General features: G+C 63.7%; 14 protein-coding genes. 12 read left to right on the top strand and 2 right to left on the bottom strand.

All coding sequences use genetic code 11. The annotated features are described in order from the left end of the window. Positions 1-41: 41 nt before the first annotated feature. Positions 42-1,490, bottom strand: coding sequence for an aldehyde dehydrogenase family protein (locus ACFOW7_RS14745; RefSeq protein WP_378165599.1), 1,449 nt, complete (start codon positions 1,488-1,490; stop codon positions 42-44). A 600-nt stretch (positions 1,491-2,090) separates the two neighbouring features. Between ACFOW7_RS14745 and ACFOW7_RS14740 the strand changes: the two genes are divergently transcribed. Both ACFOW7_RS14740 and ACFOW7_RS14735 read left to right on the top strand, forming a co-directional pair. Beyond that, positions 2,091-2,753, top strand: a complete 663-nt coding sequence (locus tag ACFOW7_RS14740; protein ID WP_378165596.1) for a TetR/AcrR family transcriptional regulator — start codon at positions 2,091-2,093, stop codon at positions 2,751-2,753. A gap of 262 nt (positions 2,754-3,015) precedes the next feature. Continuing rightward, a complete protein-coding gene (locus ACFOW7_RS14735; RefSeq protein WP_378165594.1) occupies positions 3,016-4,164 on the top strand; it encodes a methionine aminotransferase in 1,149 nt (382 codons plus the stop codon). A gap of 331 nt (positions 4,165-4,495) precedes the next feature. Here ACFOW7_RS14735 and ACFOW7_RS14730 read toward each other — a convergent pair whose 3' ends face one another. After that, positions 4,496-5,911, bottom strand: a complete 1,416-nt coding sequence (locus tag ACFOW7_RS14730) for a cryptochrome/photolyase family protein (protein ID WP_378165592.1) — start codon at positions 5,909-5,911, stop codon at positions 4,496-4,498. A 305-nt stretch (positions 5,912-6,216) separates the two neighbouring features. On the opposite strand from ACFOW7_RS14730, the gene ACFOW7_RS14725 reads away from it, so the two are divergent. The 10 genes from ACFOW7_RS14725 (at position 6,217) to ACFOW7_RS14680 (ending at position 15,743) form a co-directional block, all read left to right on the top strand. Continuing rightward, on the top strand, positions 6,217-7,260 hold the full coding sequence (locus ACFOW7_RS14725) for an ADP-ribosylglycohydrolase family protein (protein WP_378165590.1): 1,044 nt from the start codon (positions 6,217-6,219) through the stop codon (positions 7,258-7,260). A gap of 27 nt (positions 7,261-7,287) precedes the next feature. After that, on the top strand, positions 7,288-7,848 hold the full coding sequence (locus tag ACFOW7_RS14720) for a YqgE/AlgH family protein (RefSeq protein ID WP_378165588.1): 561 nt from the start codon (positions 7,288-7,290) through the stop codon (positions 7,846-7,848). Then, positions 7,848-8,273 (top strand): Holliday junction resolvase RuvX, encoded by a 426-nt coding sequence (gene ruvX, locus ACFOW7_RS14715; protein ID WP_378165585.1) that lies wholly within the window; start codon positions 7,848-7,850, stop codon positions 8,271-8,273. Before ACFOW7_RS14720 ends, ruvX begins: the two co-directional genes overlap by 1 nt. Before the next feature lie 40 nt (positions 8,274-8,313). Beyond that, positions 8,314-9,267, top strand: a complete 954-nt coding sequence (locus tag ACFOW7_RS14710; protein ID WP_378165583.1) for an aspartate carbamoyltransferase catalytic subunit — start codon at positions 8,314-8,316, stop codon at positions 9,265-9,267. Then, positions 9,264-10,547, top strand: a complete 1,284-nt coding sequence (locus tag ACFOW7_RS14705) for a dihydroorotase (protein ID WP_378165581.1) — start codon at positions 9,264-9,266, stop codon at positions 10,545-10,547. Before ACFOW7_RS14710 ends, ACFOW7_RS14705 begins: the two co-directional genes overlap by 4 nt. A gap of 97 nt (positions 10,548-10,644) precedes the next feature. After that, positions 10,645-10,908, top strand: coding sequence for an acyl-CoA-binding protein (locus ACFOW7_RS14700; protein WP_378165579.1), 264 nt, complete (start codon positions 10,645-10,647; stop codon positions 10,906-10,908). 337 nt (positions 10,909-11,245) lie between these two features. Continuing rightward, positions 11,246-12,436, top strand: coding sequence for a YfaP family protein (locus ACFOW7_RS14695; protein WP_378165577.1), 1,191 nt, complete (start codon positions 11,246-11,248; stop codon positions 12,434-12,436). 227 nt (positions 12,437-12,663) lie between these two features. Next, positions 12,664-13,797, top strand: a complete 1,134-nt coding sequence (locus ACFOW7_RS14690; protein ID WP_378165575.1) for a polysaccharide deacetylase family protein — start codon at positions 12,664-12,666, stop codon at positions 13,795-13,797. 162 nt (positions 13,798-13,959) lie between these two features. Beyond that, a complete protein-coding gene (locus ACFOW7_RS14685) occupies positions 13,960-14,928 on the top strand; it encodes a diacylglycerol/lipid kinase family protein (RefSeq protein WP_378165573.1) in 969 nt (322 codons plus the stop codon). Beyond that, entirely contained in the window at positions 14,925-15,743 is an 819-nt protein-coding gene (locus ACFOW7_RS14680; protein WP_378165571.1) for a metallophosphoesterase family protein, read from the top strand. The genes ACFOW7_RS14685 and ACFOW7_RS14680 overlap by 4 nt, the downstream gene beginning before the upstream one ends. Positions 15,744-15,921: the final 178 nt, after the last annotated feature.

Below are 15,921 nucleotides of genomic sequence, written 5' to 3'. Positions count from 1 at the left end.
ACTTCAGGCCGGGGAGGATGTCAATGGTGGTGAAGGTGACGTCAGCGCCGTTGGTCGTCGTGAAGACGCCGTAGCTGAAATTTGGCGCGTGCATAGCCCAGCAGCGCGGCGGCGCCACGGCGCACATTGGTGGCGGCCAGCAGTTCGTGCAGGGCGTATTTGCCTGAAGACAGGGGATAGCGTGCCACCGCAGGCGGCAGTTCGGCGCGGGCGTCCCAGGTCTGCAAGCGGCAGAGCGAGCGCAGCCACACTTCGCAGCGGCGACGGCCGGTGACGCAGCGGCGCCAATCGACCCGGGCCGGGGCGTTGATCGCCACATGGTTGACCGGCAAGCGGGCGGCGACCCGGGCAGCGCGGCTGCGGTCGCGGCACCAGACCAGCGCGGTCGGACCGGTCGGGTAGCGGCTCACCGCCTCGACCGCCTCGTCTTCATGGTCGAAGACGAAAAGCGGCAACAGCGGTGCCAGTACCGGCTCATCGAGCAGCCAGACGCCGTTGCGGCAGTCTTCCAGCACGATGGGCGGGACAAAGGGGCTATGGCCATCCCAGGTATGGCCGCATAGCTGACGTGCCCCTTTGGCCAGCGCGTCCTTGAGCAGCTCGCGCACGGTCTGGATCCGATGCGGCTGGCTCAGATGGCCCATATCGTCGTCGCGCCCGGTACCGAGCCGCAGGCCATGGCAGGCCATCACCAGCCGGCTGCGGAATTCGGCGTAGACCGCGCGTTCGATATAGATACGCTCGATCGCGCAGCCGCTCTGGCCCGATTTGGCGAAGGCGCCACGCACGGCCACCGCGACGGCAGCGTCGAGATCGGCGTCGGCAAACACCAGCATCGGCACCTTGCCAAGCGGCGTCACCTCGACCGGCACCGCCCCTTCGACCGCCTGGGCCAATACCGCCCGCGCCGAACTGGCCGAGCCGCAGAACAGCACCTTATCGGGCCGGCCGGCCAGCAGTCGTTGTCCGACCGCCTCGTCGCCGGGGACGATCTGCACCCAGTCGGGGTCGAAACCCGACTCGGTCAGCAAGGATTCGAGCAGACCGGGCAGCAAGGCATGGGGGGAAGGTTTGTACAGCACGGCATTGCCGGCAGCGAAAGCAAACGCCAGTGAACTCAGGGCACGGTAGAACGGGGCATGCCAGTGCGCCAGCACCAGCACCACGCCAAGCGGCTGATAACGCACCCGTTTGAGGCCGCCCCAGCGACGACCGGCCAGGGCACGCCTGCCGTGGCGGGTCAGATAGGCCAATAATTCCAGCGCCAGCGATACTTCCTCGATCAGGGCATCGCCCGCGCATTGGCCGGTGGCGGCAACCAGCCGATCGACGATCTCGTCGCGCCGGCGCAGCACCACGGCAGCCAATCGGGCCAGGAAATCCAGCCGCTCGGTACAGCCCATCGCTGCCAATTGGGCAGCGGCGCTTTGGGCACGGCGATAGCGGTCGGCCACACTGGTGGGCCAGGCCTGCTCATCGAAAAGCTCCATGTGCATCAGTCCAGATATAAAAAATATGTCTCTTGTCGCCGCACGCCTGTCTCCGAAACAACCGGATTTCTCCTCCTCCAGGCCATTCTGCGTGCGGTACTCGCGCTACTGGATGTTGCGCAACGGCGTTTTGGCAGGAAACAAACCCGCCAACGGCCCGGTTCTTTTCCTGTGGAATAAGCAGCAGCCCCTCACAGGCACACCCATCCCCGCCGCGCGCAGGGCGCCATTGTTACACGGCAGTGACCCCGCCACACCAGCCTGTTTTGGCATATAAGAGAAAATTCACAAACATCCCAAATCGTTAAAAAACAATCCACTGCCGTATTTGACAGCTTGTCAAAAACGGTTTCTGGCGCTGGATAATGTCATTCCCATATTGCGTGGTTCTCAAGCGAAAGCCACAATGCCATTGTCTTAACAAGAACGGCGGTTTTTTCCATAAACCCCTTCTGTCAAATGTCCACGTCGCCAGGACACACGGTTGGGATAAGGGAAATCCCTCTATGTAAAGCGGTCATGACGGATTGATAAACTCCCTCCAGACGAGCCGGATCACCGGCCGCACGTCCGCTCAATTTCGATAGGAATATCAAAGCCATGGGTATCGCAGACAGAAAGCGGCGCGACCGCGAAGCACTCCGCCAGAAGGTTCTGGACGCCGCACGCGAGCTCTATGCCGAGGGGGGCTACGACGCCCTGACCGTGCGGGCCATTGCCAACCGCATCGAGTATTCGACCACCGTCATCTACTCGCTGTTCGAAGACAAAGACGCCCTGCTGCGCGCCCTGTCCGATGCCGATTTCGCGGTACTGACCGAACGGCTGGTCGCAGGCGACCGCCCCGATGCCCCGCCGGCTCAGCGCATCTTGCTGCTGGCGCGCAATTTCACCCGTTTTGCCGTCGAGCATCCCGAGCAGTACAAGCTGATCTTCGTGAACCCGGTGCCGCCCTACAGCCCGGAAGAGGCGGCCGCCGAACGCGGCAATCCGAGCCAGGACGCCTATGCTTTCGCCCGCCTGGCCTTCCGTTCGCTGGCCGAGACCACGCCCACGCTGGTCGAGAAAGACCCCGATGTGCTGGTGCAATTGTTCTGGGGCGCCCTGCACGGCCTGATTTCGCTTCATGTGGTGATGGGCGATGAACCCTGGGTCGAGTGGAAGCCGCTCGATCAACTGGTCAGCGCCGCCATGCACGCGCTGCTGCGCGGCCTGGGCATCAAGGAGTCGGCGCTCGAAACGCCGCTGGCGGTCGCTGCCTGATCCACGCGGTCAGCCGGCTGGCGCATTTCCCCCACATCGGCGTCGCTGGCAAGCTTGCTGCTGACGCGCTGTGGCCAGCTCTTCGGACCCCGCGTGTCGCGGAAATGCGCTAAACGCCGTCCCACCTGTGGGGGACGGCGTTTTCCATGGCCGCGAGCGTTGCTTAGGCAACGGCGCCATAAACACCAAGCACAAGGTTATTTGCCCAGCGGCAGCGGCTCTTGGCACGATGCGACATCTCTTCTCTTGTCGGATCCTGCCCATGCCCATCCGCTCCAAGCTGCCCCAGGTCGGTCTGACCATCTTCAGCCGGATGACCCAGCTCGCCAACGAGCACGGTGCCATCAATCTGTCGCAGGGTTTCCCCGATTTTCCGTGTGATCCGGACCTGCTGGCCGGCGTCAGCGCCGCCATGGCCGCCGGCCACAACCAATACGCGCCAATGCCCGGCCTGCCGACCCTGCGTCAGGCAATTGCCGCCAAGCTGCTGGCCAGCCAGGGCGTCAGCATTGACCCCGAGCACGAGATCACCGTCACCGCCGGCGCCACGCAGGCGCTCTATACCGTGTTCGCGGCAGTCCTGGCGGCAGGAGACGAAGCCATCGTGCTGGAGCCGGCCTACGACAGCTACGCTCCCGCCATCGCCGCCCAGGGTGCCGTCCCGGTGCGGATCGCCCTCGAAGCGCCCAGCTTTGCCGTCGATTGGGATCAGGTCGCCGCTGCCATCACACCGCGCACCCGGCTGATCGTGGTCAACAATCCCAACAACCCCGCCACCAGCGTGTTCTCGGCCGCCGATCTCGACGCCCTGGCGGCGCTGGCCGAACGGCACGATCTGCTGGTACTGGCCGACGAGGTCTATGAGCATCTGGTCTATGCCGACCGCCACCGCAGCGTGCTCAGCCACCCGACCCTGCGTCCGCGCGCGGCGGCAGTCTATTCCTTCGGCAAGACCTTCCATGCCACCGGCTGGAAGGTCGGCTATCTGGTCGCGGCGCCCGAACTCAGCGATGAATTCCGCAAGCTGCATCAATATCTGGTGTTCTCGGTCAGCACGCCGATGCAGCACGCCCTGGCGGCCCATCTGGCGCAGCCCGACCATTGGCGGCAATTGGCCGATTTCTACCGCGCCAAGCGCGACCGGCTCGCCGCCGGTCTCACGGCGGCCGGCTTCAGGCTGCTGCCCTGTGCTGGCACGTATTTTCAACTGGTCGACTACCGCCCGCTGCGAGCCGATCTGGGCGAACTCGACTTCGCCCAATGGCTGACCCGCGACATCGGCGTCGCGGCCATTCCGGTCTCGGCTTTCTATCACGACGGGCGCGATCAGGGGCTCGTGCGGTTCTGCTTTGCCAAACGCGACGAGACAATCGACGCCGCCCTTGGCAGGCTCGCCCGGCTGCAAAGTTAGATAGAAAATTTTACGCAATTATCTTGCAAGACTATTTGCGGTCTATTTATAAAAATTAATGAATCTCGCCAACAAGTCATGCGTAGGGTGCGTAGCGCATTTCCATTTAAGTGGTCGTCGCCGCCAACCCTGGTCGAGCGCTGCACGCTTGCGCTGTGAGGTTCGGACACGCTGACGCCGAACTGGCTGCCAATGCCCTAGCCGCAAAGCGGCCTGACGCCCCCTGCGATGGGTGGGTTTCTGGCCAGGGAGTCGTCGAAATACTCAGGCAAAGCATCAGCCTCTTGCGAATGTTTCATGTGAAACATCGCGACGACTCCCGCACGCCTTCTCATCCCTTCTTGAACAAGGCCAACGCCGCCTCGCGCTGTCGCGCATGGTCAACCAGCGGAAACGGATAATCCTGCCCCAGCCTCACCCCAGCCGCCGCCCGATCAACCGGCTTGGCCAGCCAGGGTGCATGAAGGTCGTCCGTGGCAAGACCGGCCAGTTCGGGCACATAGCGGCGGATGAATTTCCCTTCGGGGTCAAAGCGGCGCGACTGGGTCAGCGGATTGAAGATACGGAAATACGGCTGGGCATCGCAGCCGGTCGAGGCGGCCCATTGCCAGCCGCCGTTGTTGGCGGCCAGATCGTAGTCGATCAGCTTCTCGGCAAAATAGCGCTCGCCCCAGCGCCAGTCGATCAGCAGGTCCTTGACCAGAAAGCTGGCCGTCACCATCCGCAGGCGGTTATGCATATAGCCGCTGTGATTGAGCTGGCGCATCGCCGCATCGACGATGGGATAACCCGTTCGTCCCTCGCACCAGGCACGAAACCATTCCTCGTTGTTGGGAAAAGCCAGCGCACGGTATTCGGCCTTGAAAGCCTGTCCGACCACATCGGGCCGATGGTGGAGAATCTGCTGGTAGAACTCGCGCCAGATCAGCTCGTTCAGCCAGGCGGCCGCCCCGGGGCCGGCATGCTGCTGAGCCAGGGTGACCGCCTGACGGATCGAGAGCGTGCCAAAGCGCAGATGGACGGAGAGGTAGGACACGCCTTTGACCGCCGGGAAATCGCGTGCCTCGGCATAGTCGTCGATGCGACGCAGAAAGTCGTCCAGGCGCGCGGCAGCGCCGGCCGGACCGGCGACGATGCCCAGCGCGTCCAGATCGGTCGGCTCGAAACCCAGCTCAGCCAGCGTCGGCATCGGCTCGGCGGGGCGCGCCAGCAGCCGGTCCAGTTGCTGTTCACTGGGATAGGGCAGCAGATGGGACGGAGCGAGCCGCTTAAGCCAGGCATTCTTGTACGGTGTAAAGACCGAAAAGGGCTGCCGACTGGCGGTGAGCACCTCATCGCGCTCGAAGATCACCTGATCCTTGCAGCCATGAAAGGCAATACCCGCCGCTTCGAGCCGGGCGGCCACCGTCTGGTCGCGCGCCACGGCGGCTGGTTCGTAATCGCGGCTGACGAATACCGCCTGAGCCCCGAACTCGGCCGCCAGCGCCGGAATCGCCTCGCTCGCCTGGGCATGGCGGATCAGCAGATCACGGCCCCGGGCATTGAGTTCAGCCTTGAGCGCAGCGAGCGTACGGTGCAGGAAATCGACCCGACGGTCATCGCGCGGCAGTCCGTCCAGAATCGCGCGGTCAAAGATAAAAACCGGCAGAACCCGGTCCGAAGCGGCCAGCGCGGCATGGAGCGCCGCCTGGTCGGTCAGCCGCAGATCGCGGCGCAGCCAGCAGAGCGAAAGCGGATAGGTGGCCATAGAGCGGAATCGGAAAAGACGAGGAGGAGATGGTACTGGAGGTGGGCCTGGCACAGAGAGGCCACCAAGACGGTAGGCTTGCTTTTTATGCATAGCTTCCCAAGCAATTACCAAGACAATTAATGGCGTTCAATCAAATATCTATGCATAAATTGCATAGATGGCTCTACCGTCCTTCCCCTGGTGGAACCGCAGGCAATCCAGCCGTCTACACTGGCCGAGAGCAGTGCTGTATTGTCGTGCCGGTCGGAACTCCAGCGAAACTGCGGGCTCCGAAACCAGTCTGTATCCGCTGACGGCCCCCTATGTTCCCTACCGACCGTATCGCCGGTTGCCTGCTGGGCGGTGCCATCGGCGACGCGCGTGGCCTTGCCTACGAGAATCTGAGCCGACGCCGGCTCGAAGCGTGGCGGCCACGGCTTGACGGCTATGGCTTGCTGCCGGGGCTGGGCCTGGTATCCGACGATACCGAGCACGCCTGCCTGACTGCCCAGGCACTGGGCAAATGCGCCGACGATCCGGTCCGTTTCGGCCAGGTATTGGCCTGGCGGCTGCGTTGGTGGCTGGCGGCGCTGCCGGCGGGAATCGGGCTGGCGACGGGACGGGCAATCCTCAAGCTCTGGCTGGGTTTTCCGCCGTCTCGCAGCGGCGTGCGCTCGGCCGGCAACGGCCCGGCGATGCGGGCCGCGATCATCGGCGTGCGTTTTGCTGCCACGCCTGAGCGGATCGCCGGCTTTGTCGTGGTCTCGACCCGGCTGACCCATCGCGATCCACGCGCCGAACTGGGAGCGCTGGCCATCGCCCTGGCCGCCGCGGCAGCTGCCCGCGACGATTTCGACCCGGCCCGCTGGCGCCATGAGCTGGCGCGACGAGCCGCCCCTGCGGCAGGAGAATTGCTGGCCAGACTCGACGATATGCTGGCCAGCATCGCCCAGGGTGAAACCACCCGGGCCTTCTGCCAGCGGATGGGCTGGGAAAAGGGTGTGACTGGCTATATCGTCCATACCGTCCCGGCCGCACTGCACGCCTGGCTCAGCAAGCCACGCGACCTCGACGCCGCACTGGCCGCCATCATCGGCTGCGGTGGCGACACCGACAGCACGGCAGCCATTACCGGCAGTCTGGTCGGGGCGACGGTGGGTGAAACCGGTCTACCCGTCACGGCGCTCAAGGGTCTGCGTGACTGGCCCTGGAACCAGCGGCGGATACGCCGACTCGCCGCCGCCCTCGACGGCCATGACCATGCCGCGCTGCGGCAACCGTGGTTCGCGCCACAGTTGCTGCGCAATCTGGGCTTTCTGGCCCTGGTGCTGTGGCATGGCTTGCGAAGGCTGCTGCCTCCCTACTGAACGATCACGATATGCGATAATGACAAAATGAGTGCCATCGACCTGAGCCGCCAATTCCTGATCGCTATGCCTGCCATGGCCGATCCGATTTTTGCCAAGTCCCTGACCTATGTCTGCGACCATAACGAGCACGGCGCCATGGGCATCATCGTCAACCGCCCGCTCGGCATGGATATGCGCACGCTGTTCCAGCAGATCGATATCGAACTGCACCGCGAGAATGTCGCCGATCTGCCGGTCTATTTCGGCGGCCCGGTGCAGACCGATCGCGGTTTCGTGCTGCATCAGCCGCTGGGCAACTGGCAGTCCACCCTGGCCGTGACCGACCAGATGGGGCTGACCACCTCGAAAGACGTGCTGCAAGCCGTCGGCCGGGGCGAAGGTCCGGAGCGACTGTTCGTGACGCTGGGCTACGCCGGCTGGGAAGCCGGCCAGCTCGAAATCGAACTGGCGCAGAACGCCTGGCTGACCGTTGAAGCCGACCCCGAGGTGATCTTCGCCCTGCCACCCGAAGAGCGTTACGAAGCCGCCCTCGCCCTGCTTGGCATCGATATGGCGATGCTGTCGGAAACCGCCGGCCACGCCTGATGAACGATTACCTGCTCGGTTTCGACTTCGGCGAAGTCCGTATCGGCGTCGCCGGAGCCAGTCGCGAAACCGGCATTGCCACTCCGCTCGCCACCGTCACTGGTGCCAGCAACGACCTCAAATTCGCCGCCATTGCCCGTCTGATCGAAGAATGGCGGCCGACCCGTCTGGTGGTGGGCCTGCCCTGCCATCTCGACGGCACCGAACACCAACTCACCCGGCTTGCCCGCAAATTCGGCCAGCGTCTGCACGGCCGCTTCGGGCTGCCGGTGGAGTACGTCGACGAACGCCTCAGTTCGGCCGAAGCCGGCCAGTTGCTGGGCGAGGCCGGCACTTACGGCAGCCGGCGCCGTGCCGCACTCGATCAGGTGGCGGCGATGCGCATCCTGCAATGCTGGCTGGACACCGCTCCCCCAACCCGCTGAGCGGCGCATCGGGCGCCGCTGTCACCACAGGAAGTACGGCATGTACAACCCGCAACTCAACCAACACGGCGAGCTGACCCATCTGCTCACCACCGAGGGCCTGCCCGCCCCGATCCTGCGCCAGATCCTCGACCGCGCCCGCAACTACGCCAATGCGGCCGAGCGCGACGAGAAAAAGCACACCACCCTGGCCGGCAAATCGGTGTTCAACCTGTTTTTCGAGAACTCGACCCGCACCCGCACCACCTTCGAGATTGCCGCCAAGCGCCTCAGCGCCGATGTGATCAGCCTCAATATCGGTGCCAGCTCCACCGCCAAGGGCGAGACGCTGCTCGATACCATCCACAATCTCGAAGCGATGGGCGCCGATATGTTCGTGGTGCGCCATGCCGAATCGGGCGCACCGTTTCTGATTGCCCGCCATGTCCAGCCCAATGTCCATGTGGTCAATGCCGGCGACGGCCGCCATGCCCACCCGACCCAGGCGCTGCTCGACATGTACACCATTCGCCACTACAAGGGCGAATTCAACAATCTGCGGGTGGCCATCGTCGGCGATATCCTGCATTCACGCGTGGCCCGCTCGCAGATTCATGCGCTGACCACCCTGGGCTGTCCCGAAGTCCGGGTGATCGCTCCCAAGACCCTGCTGCCCACGGGCGTCGAACAACTGGGCGTCCATGTGTTCCACGATATGGAAGCGGGTCTCAAGGACGTCGACGTGGTGATCATGCTGCGTCTGCAAAACGAGCGCATGAGCGGGGCACTGCTGCCCTCGGCGGCCGAATACTTCAAATCGTATGGCTTGAGCCCCGACAAGCTGGCCCACGCCAAACCCGACGCCATTGTGATGCACCCCGGCCCGATGAACCGTGGCATCGAGATCGACTCGACCGTGGCCGACGGCAGCCAGTCGGTGATCCTGCCCCAAGTGACCTTCGGTATCGCAGTCCGGATGGCCGTGATGGCGATCCTGGCGGAGAACAAACAATGAAGCGCATTGCCATCGTCAACGCCCGTCTGGTCGATCCGGTCTCGGGCCTCGAAGCCATCGACCATCTCTATCTCGCCGACGGCCAGATCGTCGGCCGCACCGCCCCGCCGCCAGGCTTTCAGGCCGATGAGACCATCGACGGCAAGGGCCTAATCTGCTGCCCGGGTCTGGTCGATCTGTCGGCCCGGCTGGGCGAACCGGGCGGCGAGCAGAAACGCCGGCTGCAATCGGAACTCGCCGCAGCGGTGGCCGGTGGCATCACCGCGCTGTGCTGTCCGCCCGATACCGACCCCAATCTCGACGAGCCGGGTCTGGTCCAGATGCTCAAATCGCGCGCCGATGCCTTGAAGCTCGCCCAGGTCTACCCGATCGGCGCGCTGACCCGCGGGCTGACCGGTCAGGAGCTGACCGAAATGGCCGAATTGCGCGACGCCGGCTGTGTGGCCTTCTCGCAGGCCGATGCGCCGCTGACCGACCATCGGGTGCTGTTCCGTGCCATGCAGTACGCCGCCACCTTCGACCTGCCGCTGCGGCTGCGGCCGCAGGATGCCACGCTCGCCGCCGGCGGCGTGGCCCACGACGGCGAAGTGGCCACCCGGCTCGGTCTGCCCGGCATTCCCACGATTGCCGAGACCATCTCGATCTCGACCCTGATCATCCTGATGAAGGAAACTGGGGCCCGTGTCCATCTTGAGCGGCTGTCGAGCCGCGAGGGGGTGGAAATGGTCTACGCGGCCAAACGCTTCGGCCTGCCGATCACTTGCGATGTGTCGATCAACCATGTCCATCTGGCCGATATCGATATCGGCTATTTCGACACCAGCGCCCGCCTCAACCCGCCGCTGCGCAGCACCAGCGACCGCGAGGCGATCCAGCAGGGTCTGGTCGATGGCACCATCGATGCGATCTGTTCCGACCATTGCCCGATCGAGGACGACGACAAGCTGCTGCCGTTTGGCGAAGCCCGTCCCGGCGCAACCGGCCTGGAACTGCTGCTGCCGCTGACCCTCGCCTGGGGCGCCCATAAGCGCCTGCCACTGGCGGCGGCGCTGGCACCGATCACGGCCCATCCGGCCCGTCTGCTGGGCCTGCCCACCGGGGCGCTCAATGTCGGGCGACCGGCCGATTTATGCCTGTTCGATGCCGAAGCCGTCTGGCGCGCCAACCCCGAAGAACTGCTCAGCCAGGGCAAGTACACGCCATTTGCCGGTATGGAATTGCATGGTAAAGTCCGCTACACCCTGGTCGGCGGCACGGTGGCCTATCGCGCGCCACGCTGACCGACGAGATAGCGGCATGGCGCCGGCCTACCAAGCAAGGGCTAGATAGATTGCGCCAGCCAGCACAATATTGCCTGTCTACTACGAGGAAACCGCGATGTCCGATATTGCAGCCCGCTTCAAACAAGCCGCCGAAGATGTCACCAAGCTGTCCGAAGCCCCTGACAACCAAGTCAAACTCAAGCTGTACGCTCTGTACAAGCAGGCTTCCGAAGGCGACGTCCAGGGCGACCGCCCCGGCATGATGGACTTCGTCGGCCGTGCCAAGTACGATGCCTGGGATGGGCTCAAGGGGCTGAGCAACGAAGAGGCGATGCAGAAGTACATCGACCTGGTCGAAGCGCTGAAGGCCAAAGAGTAATCCCCTAAGCCACTCTCCACTGCCAGCCACGCCAAATCGAAACCGACCTCCTGGTCGGTTTTGGTTTTTCTCACAGGCGAAATGAAAAAGGAAGCTAATGCTTCCTTTTTTGCCATATGCCGCTCCATTTCTTGTGTCTATATGTCCCATTATTTTCTAATTGCTGCCGATTCTCCCGCACAGACGATCAGATAAAGGCTTAATCACGCCAGTGCAAGGAACAGGATTGTTATAGTCTCGCGTCATAGACGACCCCGTGCCGTCTTGCACACCGGTCGCCCTGGCCGGCTATAAAACTTCCATCGCCTTGAGAACCTTTAGAAGAACTGGACCTTCCATGCGTCGCACTTCTGCTCTCTCCCTGCTCGGTCTTAGTCTGGCGCTGTCGGGCGTCACGGCCGATGAACTGCCCATCCAGATCCTCAGTGCCACCGTCAAAGACAAGCGCATCGCCGGCGCCACGGTGATCGTGCAGAAAAACGGCGCCCAGTCGGTCAGCGCCACCACCGATGCCCAGGGTCAGGTCAAACTGTCAACCAGCTTTGCCGACGACGAAGACAGTCTGCTGATCGTCAAGATGCCCGGCTATTCCAATCTGGTGGCCAAATGCCCGTGCAAGGGCATGAGCTACGCCATCAGCCCGGTGATGAAGAATCTCGACGGCCTGCGCGTGGTGCTCAACTGGGGCGCCACCCCGAACGATCTCGACTCGCATATCGCCTTCCCCGGCCGCCATATCTATTGGGAGCGCAAGATCGGCCCGGCCGGCACCGATGCCAATCTCGACGTCGATGATGTCAACAGCTACGGCCCGGAAACCATCACCATCGACAAGAAGCACGCAGGCGAAGCCTATGTCTATGCCGTACACGACTACAGCAACCACCTGCGCCCCACCTCCATGGCCCTGAGCCGCAGCGGCGCCAAGGTGATGGTGTATATCGGCCAGTCGCTGGTGCGTTCCTACTATGTGCCAAAAAACACCGCGGGCAATCTGTGGACCGTGTTCCGCATCACCGGCGACGGTGAATTCCAGGACATCAATACCCTGACCGGCAGCAGCACCATCCCGGCCGCCGTGCTGGGCAGCGTCAACAACTACCTCGACGCCAATACCCAGGTCGCCGCGCGCCAGGTCAGCAGCGGCGACGAAGCCGAAGCCAAACGCCTCAACCAGGCTGGCGAGAAGGCTTACCATGCCGGCCAGCTCGACGACGCGATCGAGCTGTATCGCCAGGCCATCGAGCTGTCGCCCAACTATGGGCAGGCATACAGCAATCTCGGTCTGGCCCACCAGAAGGCCGGCCATACCGCCGAAGCGATCTGGGCCAACCGTAAGGCGATTGCGCTGGCAAGCGGCCCGACCGCCCCGACCGTGCGCGCCAGCTCGTATTTCAATATCGCCCGTATCTATGAGGCCGCCGGCCAGTACCAGGATGCGCTGCAACAGTACGAAGCGGCCCGTAACGCCAAGGCCAATCCGGTCTACGACAAGGCGATCGAGCGGGTGAAGGGATTGATGCAGTAAGCCATCTGCCGGCCGCGATATGGAATCGCCCGTGTCGCGGCCGGGAGGAAAAAGAAGAGGTAGTTCTTACAAAACACAAAAAACAGGAAAAGCATCTGCAAGAATTTGTTTAGCAAGGATAAATAAATAGCAAATCATGCAAACCCACCTTTTCTTCCTCTCCGCCTCCTCCACCTCATCCTTCCCCCTCCCAGCCACCCCGCCCGTCCCGTCCTTTCGGAGTCCCCATGCGCCAGCCTGTTCTTGCCCTGTTGAGTGGTCTGCTGCTCACCCTGTCACCCCTGTCGTCAGCAGCCGGACCCGAGCAGGTCGCCAAGTCCGACCGTTCACTCTGGCCCGAGACGCTCGATTCGCCGGCCGCCTACAACCGTGCCTCGCGCGCCGAGATGCTGGTATTTGCGGCAGCATTGGCCGAGGTCAGCGGCCAGGATGAAGCGACGCTGCGCGAAACGCTGCGGATCAAATCGGTCGATCGCGCCTCGATCGAGCGGGTGCGCGACCGTCTTGCCGACACCTTGCTCGCCAATTTCAAGACCGCCAGCGCCGACTGTGGCAGCGGCACGCCTTTCTGCGAAACGGCCGGCTCGCGGGCAGCGCTGTTTGCAGCGGGCGCAAGGCTCGCTGAGCGGATCGAGCCGCGTTATCGACCTTGGCTCGACAATGCGCGTCAGTTCCACCGGCGTTACGCCGGCGAATTGGTGCGGCTGGCGGCGCTGTTTCCCAAGGTCAGCAGCGAGATCGACACCTTCGACCCGCTGGAGCGCGACGGCACGGAATTGCCCGATGGCCGTTTCCTGCTGACTTTCGACGATGGTCCGACCCGCAGCGGCGGCCATACCGATGCGCTGTTGCATGTGCTGCGTCAGCACAATCTGCATGCGAGTTTTTATGTGCTGGGGGAATCGTTGCAGAACCGCCTGCGCCAGCAGGATGCCGCCACGCTGCGCCAGGTTTTCCGCGACCAGTGCGTGACCTTGCATGGCTGGCAGCACCAGTCGCACGAGAAGTGGGACGACTGGCAGCGTTCGATCCTCGACAGCCACAGACTGGCCCAGGAAACCTTCGGCGCCGCCTATCGCCCCTGGTTCCGCCCGCCCTATGGCCAACGTCGCCGCGACAGTGCGCCGTTTTTCGCGGCCAACAAGATCGGCGTCGCGCTGTGGAATATCGACTCGCAGGACTGGCATAGCCGGGTCAGCGCCGACGATGCGGCACAGCGCGTGCTCACGCTGATGCTGCTGTGGCGCAAAGGGGTGATTCTGTTCCATGACGTCCACCCCAAGGCGCTCAGTGCCGTGCCATGGCTATTGGCGCAGACCCGCCAGAGCGGCATCAGTTGGGAGGATTGCCGGCGTTATTAGCCGGCCAGCCGTGGCGGTATTCTGATGGAAAATTTCCTGAAAAATCAGTGGCAGACCCAGAGCCAGGGATAAAACAAATGGTCAAGAATATCCGTTCCTGTAACATGGATTTATGCCGACGGCCTGTCGCCTCGTCCTGCCAACTCCACTGAAGAACCGATCATGACAGCCCCTCTGTTTCCCTGTGAGCAGCCCAGCAACAGCGGTCCCTTGTTCGTGGTGCTCAACGGCGCCTCCGGCCGGGCAGCCACCGAGGAGCGCCAGCGTCTGGTCAGCGAACAGTTCAATGCAGCGGGCCGGGGGCATGAATATCTGACGGTGAAAAGCGGGCGCGAACTGCCCCAGGTCGCCCGGCGCGCGGTGGAACTGGCCCAGCGCGAACGCGGGGTGGTGGTGGCAGCAGGCGGCGACGGCACCATCAACGCCGTTGCCCAGGAAGTGCTCGACTACGGCCTGCCGTTCGGCGTGCTGCCCCAGGGCACCTTCAATTACTTCGGCCGCGCCAACGGCATCTCGCAGGACATCGCCACCGCCGCCCGGGCACTGGTCCAGGCGCCGGTGCGGCCGGTCCAGGTCGGCCAGGTCAACGGCCACCGTTTTCTGGTCAATGCCAGCATCGGCCTCTATCCCAAATTGCTCGAAGACCGCGAACAGTGGAAGCGCCAATACGGCCGCAGCCGGCTGGTGGCACTGGGCTCCGCGATTGCCACCGTGCTGCGCGAACATCGCCGGCTCAATATCGAGCTGGTACGCGGCGAACAGATCCGCATCATCCACGCCACCACGCTGTTCGTTGGCAATAACGCGCTGCAATTGAAGCAACTCGGCCTGCCCGAAGCCGAACGGATCGAGCAGGGCGAACTGGCGGCGCTGGCGCTGCATCCGGTCAGCCGGCTGACCATGCTATGGCTGATGTTGCGCAGTGCCTTCGGCAAACTCGCCGACGCCGAGGAAGTACAACGCTCCGCCTTCCGCCACATGACGGTGGAGCCGCGTTTGCACTACGGCAGCCACCGCATCAAGGTGGCGGTCGACGGAGAAATCCTGTGGCTGCGGCCGCCGCTGCATTTCGAGGTGGCGCCGCATCCTTTGTATCTGGTGGCCGCAGAGCCGACGGGGCCTTTGGAATGAGCGTATTACTGCATCTGTCCGATTCGCATTTCGGCACCGAAGTCCCGGCCGTGATGGCGGCTTTGGCGCGACTGGTGGCGTCGGAAAATCCCAGCCTGATGGTTGCTTCGGGCGATATCACCCAGCGCGCCCGCCGCAGCGAATTCGCCCGCGCCCGCGCCTTCTTCGACCAGTTGGCGGTGCCCACGCAGATGGTGCTGCCGGGCAACCACGATATTCCACTGTTCAATCCGCTGGCGCGGCTGTTTCACCCCTATGCCAATTTCTGCCGGGTATTCGGCAGTGAGCTGGAACCGGTGATCGACCTGCCCGACTGGCTGCTGATCGGCGTCAACACCACCCGGCCCCGGCGCCATGTCGATGGCGAGGTCTCGGCGGCCCAGATCGCCTCGGTCAAAGCGAGGCTTGCCGCCGCCAAACCGGGTCAGTTGCGCATCGTCGTGACCCACCAGCCCATGCATGTGACCCAAGCCGAGGATGAGACCAATCTGCTGCACGGCCACGCCGCCGCGGCCCGCGCCTGGACCGAGGCGGGCGCCGATCTGCTGCTGGGCGGCCATATCCATCTGCCTTTCGTGCGGATGCTCAACGAGCGCCATCCCGATCTGGAGCGCGAGCTATGGGTGGTGCAGGCCGGCACGGCGCTGTCGGCCCGGGTCCGCCACGATGCGCCCAACTCGATCAATCTGCTGCGCCACGTCAAGGAAGACGGCCATTGCGGCTGCCTGATCGAGCGCTGGGATTACCACGCAGCCAGCGACGCCTTTATCCAGGCACGCGCCTATCGCCTGACCGGTCTGGGTCTCAAGGAATAAGGCCACGCCACAGCCAACGCCGCCAAGCCTGCTTGAGCGCTGCGCCCCTGGGTTTTGAGGTCCGGATACGCGGACTCCAGCGCGCCAAATAAGCACCATGGCGCAGCTGGCTGAGCAACTCGGCGTCGGACCCCGCTGTGTCGGCAGAAGAATGGCTGAGGCGGACCGCTGGGGAGGC

This window comes from Chitinimonas lacunae, from assembly GCF_042650885.1.
Taxonomy (GTDB): domain Bacteria; phylum Pseudomonadota; class Gammaproteobacteria; order Burkholderiales; family Chitinimonadaceae; genus Chitinimonas_A; species Chitinimonas_A lacunae.
This window is presented reverse-complemented; position numbering and strand designations above follow the sequence as displayed.